Source organism: Mesorhizobium sp. M0189 (assembly GCF_040322135.1).
GTDB lineage: Bacteria > Pseudomonadota > Alphaproteobacteria > Rhizobiales > Rhizobiaceae > Mesorhizobium.
The window spans coordinates 191,631-204,266 of the sequence record NZ_JAMYSW010000003.1 but is presented as its reverse complement, the minus strand read 5'-3'; the positions used below and the strand labels follow the sequence as shown (position 1 = coordinate 204,266).

The 12,636-nt window shown below is 63.3% G+C and carries 10 protein-coding genes; 6 read left to right on the top strand and 4 right to left on the bottom strand.

Annotated elements, in window-relative coordinates; all coding sequences use genetic code 11:
* Positions 1-176 precede the first annotated feature (176 nt).
* Positions 177-2,132 carry an acetate--CoA ligase gene (acs, locus tag NKJ09_RS06695; protein ID WP_023719721.1) on the top strand — a complete coding sequence of 652 codons (1,956 nt, stop codon included), beginning with the start codon at positions 177-179 and terminating at the stop codon, positions 2,130-2,132.
* Positions 2,132-2,872 carry an MOSC domain-containing protein gene (locus NKJ09_RS06690; RefSeq protein WP_352494120.1) on the top strand — a complete coding sequence of 247 codons (741 nt, stop codon included), beginning with the start codon at positions 2,132-2,134 and terminating at the stop codon, positions 2,870-2,872. Before acs ends, NKJ09_RS06690 begins: the two co-directional genes overlap by 1 nt.
* A gap of 3 nt (positions 2,873-2,875) precedes the next feature.
* On the opposite strand, the gene NKJ09_RS06685 is transcribed toward NKJ09_RS06690, so the two are convergent.
* The 3 genes from NKJ09_RS06685 to NKJ09_RS06675 form a co-directional block, all read right to left on the bottom strand.
* Complete coding sequence (locus NKJ09_RS06685; RefSeq protein ID WP_023719723.1) at positions 2,876-4,141, bottom strand: class I SAM-dependent methyltransferase; 1,266 nt, start codon at positions 4,139-4,141, stop codon at positions 2,876-2,878.
* A gap of 386 nt (positions 4,142-4,527) precedes the next feature.
* On the bottom strand, positions 4,528-5,889 hold the full coding sequence (locus tag NKJ09_RS06680; RefSeq protein WP_352494119.1) for a pilus assembly protein TadG-related protein: 1,362 nt from the start codon (positions 5,887-5,889) through the stop codon (positions 4,528-4,530).
* 319 nt (positions 5,890-6,208) lie between these two features.
* On the bottom strand, positions 6,209-7,078 hold the full coding sequence (locus NKJ09_RS06675) for a transglutaminase-like domain-containing protein (RefSeq protein ID WP_352494118.1): 870 nt from the start codon (positions 7,076-7,078) through the stop codon (positions 6,209-6,211).
* A gap of 177 nt (positions 7,079-7,255) precedes the next feature.
* On the opposite strand from NKJ09_RS06675, the gene NKJ09_RS06670 reads away from it, so the two are divergent.
* A complete protein-coding gene (locus NKJ09_RS06670; RefSeq protein ID WP_023719726.1) occupies positions 7,256-7,927 on the top strand; it encodes an HAD-IA family hydrolase in 672 nt (223 codons plus the stop codon).
* A gap of 33 nt (positions 7,928-7,960) precedes the next feature.
* On the opposite strand, the gene NKJ09_RS06665 is transcribed toward NKJ09_RS06670, so the two are convergent.
* Positions 7,961-8,173, bottom strand: coding sequence for a DUF1674 domain-containing protein (locus NKJ09_RS06665; RefSeq protein ID WP_023719727.1), 213 nt, complete (start codon positions 8,171-8,173; stop codon positions 7,961-7,963).
* A gap of 116 nt (positions 8,174-8,289) precedes the next feature.
* Here NKJ09_RS06665 and htpX point away from each other — a divergent pair, with 116 nt between their 5' ends.
* From htpX to NKJ09_RS06650, 3 genes are all read left to right on the top strand, one after another.
* The gene (gene htpX, locus NKJ09_RS06660; RefSeq protein ID WP_352494117.1) at positions 8,290-9,306 is read left to right on the top strand and encodes a zinc metalloprotease HtpX; all 1,017 of its coding nucleotides are present in this window, start codon (positions 8,290-8,292) and stop codon (positions 9,304-9,306) included.
* A complete protein-coding gene (locus tag NKJ09_RS06655) occupies positions 9,297-10,697 on the top strand; it encodes an RsmB/NOP family class I SAM-dependent RNA methyltransferase (RefSeq protein ID WP_352494116.1) in 1,401 nt (466 codons plus the stop codon). Before htpX ends, NKJ09_RS06655 begins: the two co-directional genes overlap by 10 nt.
* Before the next feature lie 133 nt (positions 10,698-10,830).
* Complete coding sequence (locus tag NKJ09_RS06650; protein WP_352762505.1) at positions 10,831-12,579, top strand: heparinase II/III family protein; 1,749 nt, start codon at positions 10,831-10,833, stop codon at positions 12,577-12,579.
* Positions 12,580-12,636 lie beyond the last annotated feature (57 nt).

Here is a 12,636-nt window from a genome sequence, read left to right as displayed (position 1 = left end):
CGCTAGAGTGCTGACACCACCCGGGAAGGGACCTGCGGCATCCCGCCGCGCAAATCCAACGTCTAATGTTGCCGTCATCGCCGAACTGTTAATAATGCGCGCGAATTCGCGGCCGCAACGCTGCGATCCTGCCGGCAGTCAAGCCGGCGGTTTGGTTTCGGGAGGAAGGCGAAGAAATGTCCGATGTTCATGTCCATCGCGTCCAGCCGGCGTGGAAGAAGAACGCGCTGATCGACAATGACACCTACCTGAAATGGTACGCCGACAGCGTCAAGAGCCCGGACAAGTTCTGGGGCAAGCACGGCAGGCGCATCGACTGGTTCAAGCCGTACAGCAAGGTCAAGAACACGTCCTTCGACGGCAAGGTCTCAATCAAATGGTTCGAGGATGGCCAGACCAACGTTTCCTGGAACTGCATCGACCGGCATCTGAAGAAGCGCGGCGAACAGACCGCCATCATCTGGGAAGGCGACAATCCCTACGACGACAGGAAGATCACCTATAACGAGCTTTACGGACATGTCTGCCGCCTCGCCAATGTGATGAAGAAGCACGGCGTCAAGAAGGGCGACCGCGTCACCATCTACATGCCGATGATCCCGGAGGCCGCCTATGCGATGCTCGCCTGCACGCGCATCGGCGCCATTCATTCGGTGGTCTTCGGCGGCTTTTCGCCGGACGCGCTGGCCGGACGCATCGACGACTGCAAGTCGACCTTCCTCATCACCGCCGACGAAGGCCTGCGCGGCGGCAAGCCGATCCCCTTGAAGGAGAACACCGACAAGGCGATCGAGATCGCCGCCAAGGCCGGAACGAAAGTCGAAAAGGTCTTGGTAGTACGCCGCACCGGCGGCAAGACCGGCTGGGCCGCCGGGCGCGACGTCTGGTACCATGACGAGGTCGCGACGGTTAAGGCCGAATGCAAGCCCGAGAAGATGAACGCCGAGGATCCGCTGTTCATCCTCTACACGTCGGGCTCGACCGGCAAGCCGAAAGGCGTGCTGCACACCACCGCCGGCTATCTCGTCTATGTCTCGATGACCCACCAATATGTCTTCGACTATCACGACGGGGACGTCTACTGGTGCACAGCCGATGTCGGCTGGGTCACCGGCCACAGCTACATCGTCTACGGGCCGCTCGCCAACGGCGCCACCACGCTGATGTTCGAAGGCGTGCCGAATTACCCGTCGCAGTCGCGTTTCTGGGACGTGATCGACAAGCACAAGGTCAACATCTTTTACACCGCGCCGACGGCGCTGCGCGCGCTGATGGGCGCCGGCGACGCCCATGTCACCAAGACGTCGCGCAAGTCGCTGCGCGTGCTCGGCACCGTCGGCGAGCCAATCAATCCAGAAGCCTGGGAATGGTATTTCAACGTTGTCGGCAACGGCAAGGTGCCGATCGTCGATACCTGGTGGCAGACCGAGACCGGCGGCATCATGATCACGCCGGTTCCGGGCGCCACCCACCTCAAGGCGGGCTCGGCGACGCGGCCCTTCTTTGGCGTCAACCCGCAGCTGGTTGATGGTGACGGCAAGGTGCTGGAGGGTGAAGCCAGCGGCAATCTTTGTATTGCCGACTCATGGCCGGGCCAGATGCGCACCGTCTATGGCGATCACGACCGCTTCGTGCAGACCTATTTCTCGACCTACAAGGGCAGGTACTTCACCGGCGACGGCTGCCGCCGCGATGCTGACGGCTACTACTGGATCACCGGCCGCGTCGACGACGTCATCAACGTCTCCGGCCACCGCATGGGCACCGCCGAGGTCGAATCGGCGCTGGTTTCGCATGAGAAGGTCTCGGAAGCGGCCGTCGTCGGCTACCCGCACGATATCAAGGGCCAGGGCATCTACTGCTATGTCACGCTGATGGCCGGCGAGACGCCAAGCGAGGAATTGCGCCAGGAGCTCGTCGCCCATGTCCGCAAGGAGATCGGCGCCATCGCTTCGCCCGACAAGATCCAGTTCGCGCCCGGCCTGCCGAAGACCCGTTCCGGCAAGATCATGCGGCGCATTCTGCGCAAGATCGCCGAGGACGATTTTGCCGCGCTCGGCGACACCTCGACGCTGGCCGATCCGGCGGTCGTCGACGACCTGATCGCCAATCGGCAGAACAAGAAGAGCTGATGCAAGCCATATTGGGTGCCGTCACCGAGCTTTGGCGCTATCCCGCGAGCTCGCTCGCCGGCGAGCGCCAGCAGGCGATCTCGGTCGCCCGGCATACCGTTGAAGGCGACCGCCTGTTTGGTCTTATCGACACGTCGAACAATGAAATCGCACGGCCGGACCGCGAAGTGAAATGGCACAAGGTGCCCCGCATCCGAACCCGGCTGTCGCCGGCCGGCGCACTGGAGGTTGCGGTCCCGGATGGCGACTGGCTAGCCGCACCGGGCGCTGATAGCGACGGCGCCATTTCCGCCTATCTCGGCTTTGCGGCCTCCATCCGGCCGTTCCGCCGCGAGAATACTACACCGGGATACGCCGGTCCCCTGCTGGCGGAACGCTATGTCAAAGCCCCCATTCATCTGCTGACCACCGCTTCGCTGGCGCAGTTGAAGTTGCTGCATCCAGACGGCACCGCCGACCCGCGCCGCTTCCGCCCCAACATCGTCGTCGACATGCCGAAGATCGAGGGGTCATTCCCCGAAACCGAATGGATCGGGCGCAAGCTGGCGATCGGCGACCTGCTCCTGACCATCTCCGAGCCGTGCCGCCGCTGCGGCTTCACCATCATTGGCCAGGACGGGTTCGACCACGACCCGGCAATCCTGCGCAGCCTGGTCCGCCACAACGCCCATAATTTCGGCGTCTACTGCACTGTCGATCGACCGGCCCGCGTCGAGATCGGCGCCACGATGCGTCTGTAGCTATTAGTATAAATCCGCCCGCGTCGGCGGCAGGCCGCTTGGGCCGCGCGCGCGCCTGGTGGCGACGGTCTGGAAAATCTGCGCCGAGGCGCGTTCGAAGGTAATCGAGCAGCCGGTGAGATAAAGCAGCCAGAGCCGCGCCTTGGATTCGCCGACCTCGGCGATGGCCTCGTCAAAGCGTGCGTGGAGGCGCTCGGCCCATAGCCGGCAGGTGCGCGCATAGTGCTCGCGCAAGTTTTCGACGTCATAGATGAGGAAGCCGTGCGCCTCGAGATTGCCGAGCGTCATGCCGATCGTATCGAGTTCGCCGCCCGGAAAAATGTATTTGATCAGCGCTTTGAATTCCGGCCCCTTGCGCAGCGTCTTCTTCATGCTGCCCTTGTCGCGGCGGGTGATGGCATGGTGCAGATAGATGCCGCCGGGTTTGAGCAGGCGATGGATGGTCGAAAAATAGGCGGCATGGTTGGCAAGCCCCAGATGTTCGAACATGCCGATCGACGAGATCTTGTCGAAGGAACCGGACAGCTCGGCATAGGACTTTATCTCGATGGTGATGCGATCCTCCAGCCCCTCAGCGCGGATGCGTTCGCGGGCGAACTCGGTCTGTGCCTCCGATAGCGAAACGCCGTGGCCGACGACGCCATAATTCTTCACGGCATGGATGAGCATCGCTCCCCAGCCGCAGCCGATGTCGAGCAATCTGTCGCCGGGCTTCAGCCGAAGCTTGCGGCAGATATGGTCGAGCTTGTCTCTCTGCGCCTGATCGATATCGTTGGCGAAGTCCTTGAAGTAGCCGCAGCTATAGACCATGCGCTCGTCGAGGAAGAGCCGGTAGAATGCGTTGGAAATGTCGTAGTGATGCTGGATCGCCTCCTTGCTCGAACCGCTGACGTAAGGATTGCGGCCGGAAAGATCGGTTCGCGCCGTCATCTGTTTTCGCGAAAACAGCACCGCCGGCAGGTCGCGCAGGATCGCCAGCTTCGGCAGTGTCTTGAGCTTCGTCCTGAGCTTGCCGTGCGTGGGCAAGGCATAGAAATCGAACAGCGATCCGTCTTCGACGTCGACCGCCTTGGCAATCCACATCTCGATCAGCGTCGATAAAGAGGGCCGACGTACGATCTGCCAGACGATGTCCTGGTCGTTGATGGTGAGCACCGGGCCGGCAGCCGGGCCGATCCGCTCGCCCGTCCACAGCCTCACCGCAAAACCCGGCTTCATCGTTTCGATGACCGTCCGAACAATCCGGGCCGCTCTCTCGGCTGCCTCCATCCCCGTCCTCCCTTACCCGGCAAAATAGTGGCCCGGAACAATAGCGGCCCGATCTTGCCTGCCAGATCGGCCGGCCGCAAGCCGCCTGGGTGCGCAAGCACGCTTGTTCAGGATTTTTGGATGCCGCGCCTTGCCATTTCCCGGGTGACACCCCATCATGGGGGAGTGTTCAACAAATCGAAAGGAGGTGATCCGATGTCGAGTGATTTCGTTTTCCAGAACGTGGCCTCAGCGGATTGCACTTTCGGGAAGCAGTCTTCCCGTTAAGGCGCGAGATGCGCGGCTGGCGACCAGTGTCGCCGCCAGGAGCCGCGCCATGGACGGAAACACGGAGGGCCGCCGACTTCGCAAGAAGCGGCGGCCTTTTCCTTTTGAGCTGTTGTCCCCTATCTGGTTACGGTCAACATCTCGACGTTGCGCGCTATATCCTGGAAAGCCTGGTTGAGTTCGGTTCCATTGGCCGCCTGATAAAAGTGCTTGATCTTGGCGGTGTCCGGGCTGGCGCAATCCTGGAGCGTCGCCTTGGCATTCGTTTCGTTTAGGTCAAACCCAATGGTGAAGACCTCAATGCCCTTGTTGCGCATGGCAGCGCAGAGTGTCTTGGCGGCCGTGCGGGTCGGCTCCTTGCCGGCGTCATTGTAAACGTCGCTCACCGTGCTCGCATCGAAGTAGGATAGGTTGAATTCGCCGTCGGTCATCAGGATCGCGATTTTGGCGACCTTTTTTGGATCCATCTTGGCCGGCCGTTGCGAAGTCCTCATGATGCTCCCCCAGTTCTCCGACAGCATGTACCAGGTCCACTGCACGCCGATATGGCCGGCGGTGCCGCCGGATGCGACGAAATTCTTGATGACCGTCTTGAGCGCCGTCGCATCCGCCGTCAGCGGCATCAGCGTGGCGGCCGGGCAGGCGGCGGTGCCGGTTTGCCAAGCGAAGGACGACAGCAGGTAGTCGCGGTTGACCATGCTGGCGTCGGGGCCCGCGTCCGAATATTGATAGATCCCCTTGCGTTCGGTGGCGCAATTGTCCGGACGGATGAAGCCCGAGATATATTGCACGGCGTCATTGGCCGGCGCCTGTTTGCGTTGGCTGGTGCTGGTTTCCACATAGACGCTGCTGGGCGCAAGTGTACCCGCATTCACCGAATTTGCGTAAGGCACGATGGCAACCCGCACTCGTGGCTTGGAGGGGTCCTGACCGCCCAGGAAACTGTCGACGGCATTCGCCGCAGCCGTCCGCAGATCGATGATTTTCTGGCCGGCCATCGACCCGGTCACATCGAGCATCATTGCGACTTCGATCTGCTTGTCCGAATAGAGCGCCATCGTCGATGCGGGAACGCTTTGCATGCCACTCGTGCCGAAAAGCGGGAAATAGTAGCTGACATTGACATGGACATCCGCCTGGACCGTGTTTGCAGTCCGGTCGACGGTCAGCTTGTCGAGAACGATCTGGTTGTCCTGCAGGATACCCGCCGTGCTGTTGGCATCGAGAAAGGCCTGCACTGATTTGCTGGCGTCGGCCTCGCTGATGACGCCGGTTGTCAGGTCCCGCGCCGTCGAGGTGACCGCAGCGTCGACGACGCCTTGCAGGCTCGATTTCACATTGTAGAGTTGGGACACGTTGACGGCAAAGCCGACACTCAGCGCCAGCACCGAGCCGATTATACCAAACAGCACCGCGAAATTTCCGCTGCGATCCCCGGCAAAGCCGCCGATCGCCTGAACAAGACCCCCGAAACGCTGCATTCCTTCCGCCTCCATTCGCCACAGCCTGCAGCTGTCCGAAGGCGCATTGCAGGAATCCGGCCGGATCGCGCCGCCAGGCGCGAGAAAGCGAGCGGCTCTCGCTCAGGCCATTGTTTCCAAACGGTTTCAAGCGACGGCAAGGTAAACAGCCGGTAAATGAAAGTCGCGTCAGCGCGGCTTTGTTGACAAAGCGCTTACCATGATCAGGCTCGCAATTCAGGACGGCTGGACTGCGTCCCAATCCGGTACAGACGAGATGTATCGAACCGGATCAGCACGACCGCGGTGGCGGGAGATGGAAATCTGGACTGTGAAAGGACTATGCCAGCATCCGTGCGCTGATGGTCTTGTCGACGCCGCGATAAGGCGGCTTGAAGAGATTGCCTTCCTGCTCGTGCGTCCAGACCTTGAATCGGCTGAGCCGATGCGGGCCGAAACTGTGCAGCAGCGGCACGTCGGTGGCATCGCGGCCGCGCGCTATGACGACGCGGCCGATCCTCGGCACATTGTGGCGAGGATCGAACGTGTACCATCTGCCGTCGAGGAACACTTCCACCCACGCCGAGAAATCCATCGGCGCCGGATCGGCGGGTACGCCGATATCGCCAAGATAGCCGTTCACGTAACGGGCCGGGATATTCATGCAGCGGCAGAGCGTGATCGCCAGATGGGCAAAGTCGCGGCAGACGCCGACGCGCTCCTCATGCGCCTGCGCCGCCGTGCGGGTCGGGCGCGCATAGCCGTAGCCAAAGGACAGGCGGTTGTGGACATAGTCGACGATCGCCTGCACCCGCGCCCAACCCGGCGGAAGCTGGCCGAAAAGTTGCCAGGCGAGATCGCTGAGATGATCGGTCTCGCAGTAACGGCTGCCAAGCAGATAGCCGAGCACCTCGTCCGGCAATTCCGCGACCGGGACTTCCCCGGCCAGCGTGTTGACCTCGTCCGTCTCGCCACCGTCCTCGATCACCGCGTCATAGAGGATGCGAAAGCTTCCTGCCGGCGCCGTGAAGCGGCGGCAGCTATTGCCGAAAAGATCGTGGTAGACCCTGGTGGGCACGGATGGCGACGTCAGTACGCGCGTCTGCCGCTTGATGTCGGCCTGACGATCCCCGTGGATGTCGAGCAATGAAACGACCGGCGTTGGTGCAACGCATTCAATGCCAATTTCATAGCCGAGCCGAATCAGCATCGCCCTCCCCTGCGATCGTCATGGAAGATAGTGCTGGTCAACGCAGGAGAGTGCGCGCGGTTCCTTGCGAACGTCGAAAACGAGGTCTCGCGGCTTCCCATACGGACGCGGCAACGTTACGGTCGATCGATATGCTCCCTTCGAAATAATCCTTCCAAGATGACCCCGGGAAAACCGATGTTTGCAGGCAGAAAATTCGCGGCCTTCCTGTTCGATATGGACGGCACGATTCTCAATTCGATTGCCGCGGCGGAAAGGGTCTGGGCAGCCTGGGCGCACCGGCAAGGTCTTGACGTCGCTGCATTCCTGCCGACCATCCACGGCGTGCGGGCGATCGAGACCATCGGCCGGCTGGCGCTCCCAGGGATCGATCCTGCCCGCGAAGCCGATGCGCTTTTGCAGGCCGAAGCAGCCGACGTCGAAGGCATCCACCCGATTACCGGCGCCGCGGCATTCCTGGCGTCGCTGCCGCCCGGGAGCTGGGCGATCGCCACTTCGGCGCCCCGTGAACTCGCTCTGCTGCGCCTGCAGGCCGCCGGCATTCCGGCTCCCGCCGTGATCGTTGCGGCAGAGGATGTGTCCCGCGGCAAGCCGGCGCCCGACTGCTTCCGGCTGGCGGCCGAACGGCTCGGCGTCGACGTGCGCGATTGCCTCGTCTTCGAAGACGCACCGGCAGGCATAGCAGCAGCCGAGGCCGCGGGCGCCGCGGTCGTCGTGATCAGCGCCACGCACCGGCATCCGTTGGAGACGCCGCATGCCGCCATCGCCGGCTATGACGCGATCGGCGTCGCCGTCGATGCCAGCGGCTGGATTGCCATCGAAGCGGAGCGGGCCGCCCAGCCTGCTTAGCTGGTACCCTGCTTAGCCAGCACCCTGCCTGGGCTAAAAGTCGCTGGTCAGGCCCTTGACCTCCCAGTCGCCGTAGCGGCCGGGTTCCTTGCCGCCGCGCCCACCGATCTCCCTCGGCAGCGTGGCTTCCTTCTCGCGATATTGCTCCCGCCGGGCCTCGGCCTCGGCCAAGGCGCGCCGGGCTGCCGGCGTCAGTGGCTTGTGCGGCGAGCCGTTAGCATGCGTTTGGCTGGTTTTGTCGATCATGCGATCTTCCGCTAGATTGAAACAGGCCCCGATTGAAACGGGAACCGCTGTTTCCCATCATATAGCGATGGGCCCACAAGGATCGACCCCTTTGTTGGGCCAGAACGGAGCAGACGATGAACACCCTTCGCACCGCCATGCTTTTGGCCGCAATGACGGCCCTGTTCATGGGTGTCGGCTATCTGGTCGGCGGATCCGGCGGCATGATGATCGCCTTGCTGATCGCCGCCGGCACCAATTTGTTCAGCTATTGGAACGCCGACAAGATGGTGCTGTCGATGCACCGTGCGATCGGGGTCAACGAAAGCAACGCGCCCGAATATTACGCCATCGTGAAGGGTCTCGCGCAACGCGCCGGCCTGCCGATGCCGAGAACCTATCTCATCGACAATCCTCAGCCCAATGCCTTCGCCACCGGCCGCAATCCGCAAAATGCCGCTGTCGCCGCCAGCACCGGCCTGCTCGAGCAGCTCTCACATGAAGAAGTCGCGGCGGTGATGGCGCATGAGCTTGCCCATGTGCAGCACCGCGACACGCTGACCATGACGATCGTCGCGACCTTTGCCGGCGCAATTTCGATGCTCGGCAATTTCGCTTTCTTCTTCGGCGGCAACCGCGACAACAACAATTCCTTCGGCATCGTCGGCGTGCTGGTGGCGATGATCGTCGCGCCCCTGGCCGCCATGATCGTGCAGATGGCGGTGAGCCGCACCCGCGAATACGAGGCCGACCGGCGCGGGGCCGAAATCTGTGGACACCCGCTGTGGCTCGCCTCGGCACTTGACAAGATCGCGCGGGGCGCCGAACGCATCCGCAACCCGGATGCCGAGCGCAATCCGGCAACCGCCCATCTCTTCATCATCAATCCTCTTTCCGGCGAGCGCATGGACAGTTTGTTTTCCACTCACCCGAGCACAGAAAACCGCATCGCCGCATTGCAGAGGATCGCGAGCGAGATGGCCGGCGCAGCCGAAGCGGCCGCGACGCCAAAGCCGGCGCCGAAAGAGACCGGGCAGCAGCCGTCAGGTCCGTGGGACAGGGCCGCCCGGCCCGAGGGGCCGGTTGAGCCGGCCAAGCCGAGACCCAATCCCTGGGGACGCAATCCGACCGGACCCAAAGGTCCGTGGTCGTGAGCGCAGCACAACGCCGGCACGCAATTCCAGGTGATCGCGAGCACAATTCGGGCAGCGAGGCCGTAGCCGGTCTCGCCGCGCGCAAGGCAGCCGCGCGCCTGCTTGCCGCCGTCATCGACGCGAGGACGCCGCTCGACGGGCTGACCGACCATGAAAACGGCCATCCGCAATACAAGGCGCTCGACCTGCGCGACCGCGCCCTGGTACGCGCCATTCTGGTCACCGCCCTGCGCTACCGCATGACCATATCGGGCCTTTTGGCCCGCCGCCTGGAAAAGCCGCTGCCGCCCAACGCCACTGCGCTTTCGCACATCTTGCATGTAGCGGCGGCACAGATCCTGTTCCTCGATGTTCCCGACAGCGCCGCCGTCGACCTCGCCGTCACCCACGCCAAGTCCGATCCGCGCACGGCGCGCTTTTCCGGCCTCGTCAACGGCGTGCTGCGTACGCTGGCGCGGTCCAAGCAGGACGAGCTCGCGGCAGCACTTGCCGCCACCGACGAGGCGCCGAAATGGTTTTCCGACCGTTTGAAAACGGTCTACGGCCCCGACAAGGCCAGGCAGATACTGCTCGCCCATCGCCATGAGGCGCCGGTCGATTTCTCGGTCAAGTCGGACCCGGCGCTGTGGGCCGAACGGCTCGGCGGCTTCGTCTTGCCGACCGGCACGGTGCGGGTCGAAAAGCTCAGCGCTTCCGTGACCGAACTGCCCGGCTTTGGGGAAGGCGCCTGGTGGGTTCAGGATGCAGCGGCCGGCCTGCCGGCCCGGCTGTTCGGCGACATCAATGGTTTGCGAATCGCCGACCTCTGCGCCGCGCCGGGCGGCAAGACCGCCCAGTTGATCCTCGCCGGCGCCCATGTCACCGCGCTCGACATGTCCAGAACGCGGCTGGCACGGCTGACGCAGAACCTCGAAAGGCTCGGCTTGGCCGCGGAGATCGTCGAGGCCGATCTGCTCAAATACGAGCCGAAGAACCGCTTCGACGCCGTCCTCCTCGACGCACCTTGCTCTTCGACCGGCACGGTGCGGCGGCATCCCGACGTTCCCTGGACGAAGGCGGCGGCCGACGTCGAAAAATTGGCCGACCTGCAACGCCGGCTGCTTGCCCGCGCCATCACCCTGGTCAAGCCTGGCGGTCGCATCGTCTTTTCCAACTGTTCGCTCGATCCGCTGGAAGGCGAAGAGCTCTATCGCGACTTTCTCGCCGGCAATGCGGAGATCATCGACGACCCGCTTCGGCCGGGCGAGATCGCCGGCATCGACCCGTTCCTGACGCCGCAAGGCACGTTGCGCACCACGCCGGCCGATCTGGAGCTTGGCTCACCGGCGCGTTCCGGGCTGGACGGTTTCTTTGCCGCCCGCATGCGCAGAGCGGCTAAGGGCCGATCTTGAAGCGCCATCCGACTTCTTGGGGCGAGGAGGCATGGAAAACAGGCTGAACGGCCCCACTGCCGCGGAATTCGCCTTCGCACAAGTTCTTGAATCATATAAACTTGTGCTTGGGTGAGGACGATCAGGAGGGGTTTTGGCAATCGCTGCCGGTAACACGACGCGTCTGTGGACGCTTGTCGCGAGGGAGTTCTGGCGCAAGACGCGCCGGCGCTTGCGTGCCGGGCCACTCTATCGCTGGCGCTACTCCGGCCGCACGCCGGAGCGCGTCCTGATTGCCCCGCCGGACCTGCGACTCGCCGATCCTCAGATCGCACTCGAGATCTACTACGGCCGCTATCCGCTTTCGGGGCATCTGGTCGAGACCGGCGGCAAATCGCCCTTCCAGATCGACGTGCCCAATCCCGGCTGGCAAAAGACGCTGCACGGCTTTCGCTGGCTGCGCCATATGCGTGCCGCGGGTACGGAGCTCGCCGCCGCCAACGCGCGGGCGTTGGTTTCCGACTGGATTGCAATCCATGGCAGCCATATTTCCGGCGTCGCCTGGGAGCCCGGCACGACGGCCAAGCGTGTCATTGCCTGGCTGCAGCATTCCTCGATCGTGTTGCAGGGCGCCGAGTTTCCGTTCTACCGTGCGTTCCTGAAATCGCTTGCCGTCCAGATCCGCTATCTGCGCGCCATGGTGCGCGAGATGCCGGACGGCAAGGACAGGCTGCGCGCCCGCATTGCGCTGGCCTTTGCCGCTTTGTCGCTGCCGGCGCCGGCCTCGGCGCTGCGCGGTGCCACCCGCAATCTCGCCGAGGAGCTCGACCGCCAGATCCTGCCTGACGGCGGCCATATCTCGCGTAATCCGATGACCGTGCTTGAAATCCTCGCCGACCTTCTGCCATTGCGCCAGACATACTCCAATCAGGCCGAGACACCGCCGGCCGCCCTGATCGGCGCCATCGACCGGATGCTGCCGGCACTGCGCTTCTTTCGCCATCAGGATGGCAGCCTTGCCCGCTTCAACGGCATGGGCGCCACCATCCACGACCGCATCGCCAGCATCCTGCATCACGACGACACCGCCGGCGCACCACTGCTGCACGCGCCGCATTCGGGTTATGAGCGCCTGTCGATGGGTGGTGTCACGGTGATCGCCGATACCGGCCCGCCGCCGCCCGTCGACGTGTCCAATGCCGCTCACGCCGGATGCCTCGCCTTCGAATTGTCGTCGGGCCGCCAGCATTATATCGTCAATGCCGGCATAGACACCTATGGTGCCGCCGAGTTCCGGCCGCTTGCCCGCGCCACCGCCGCCCACTCCACCGCTACCATCAACGACACGTCGTCGGCGCGCTTCAACCACTCCTTGCGCGTCAACGACCTGCTCGGCACGCCTTTGATAGGCGGGCCGCAGCATGTGCCTTGCAAGCGCACCGACCAGAAGGGCAGCCAGGGCTTCATCGCCCGCCATGACGGCTATGTGGCGCGCTTCGGCTTCCTGCATGAGCGCGAGCTGAAATTGTCGACCGAGGGCAATGTGCTTGCCGGCAGGGACCGCTTCCTGCGGCCGGGCGGCGCTTCTATCCGCAACAATGGCCGTGATTTCGTTACAGTGCGTTTCCATGTCCATCCCGACATAAACGTGCTCCAGGATGAGCATGACCGTCTGGTGCTGACCGCCGACCACGCCGATACCTGGGTGTTTACCTCCACCGAAGTGGCACCCGAGGTCGAGGAATCGATCTATTTCGCCGGGCTCGGCGGTCCACGCCGCAGCCGCCAGATCGTGCTTGCCTTCAAGGCCTCGGAGATTCCCGAGGTCCATTGGCAATTAACGCGGACAATTATCGCCGGCCGTCAAGAAAAAACTGATGCCGGTGGCAACGGCAGACACTGATCAAGCCTTGCGGCTTGATTTCCGGGCCTCATATGCTACGGCCCGCGGACGCTCTCC

Coding starts and splice junctions, on each gene's coding strand:
- acs (WP_023719721.1), top strand. CDS start 177: ATGTCCGATGTTCATGTCCATCGCGTCCAGCCGGCGTGGAAGAAGAAC.
- NKJ09_RS06690 (WP_352494120.1), top strand. CDS start 2,132: ATGCAAGCCATATTGGGTGCCGTCACCGAGCTTTGGCGCTATCCCGCG.
- NKJ09_RS06685 (WP_023719723.1), bottom strand. CDS start 4,141: ATGGAGGCAGCCGAGAGAGCGGCCCGGATTGTTCGGACGGTCATCGAA.
- NKJ09_RS06680 (WP_352494119.1), bottom strand. CDS start 5,889: ATGCAGCGTTTCGGGGGTCTTGTTCAGGCGATCGGCGGCTTTGCCGGG.
- NKJ09_RS06675 (WP_352494118.1), bottom strand. CDS start 7,078: ATGCTGATTCGGCTCGGCTATGAAATTGGCATTGAATGCGTTGCACCA.
- NKJ09_RS06670 (WP_023719726.1), top strand. CDS start 7,256: ATGTTTGCAGGCAGAAAATTCGCGGCCTTCCTGTTCGATATGGACGGC.
- NKJ09_RS06665 (WP_023719727.1), bottom strand. CDS start 8,173: ATGATCGACAAAACCAGCCAAACGCATGCTAACGGCTCGCCGCACAAG.
- htpX (WP_352494117.1), top strand. CDS start 8,290: ATGAACACCCTTCGCACCGCCATGCTTTTGGCCGCAATGACGGCCCTG.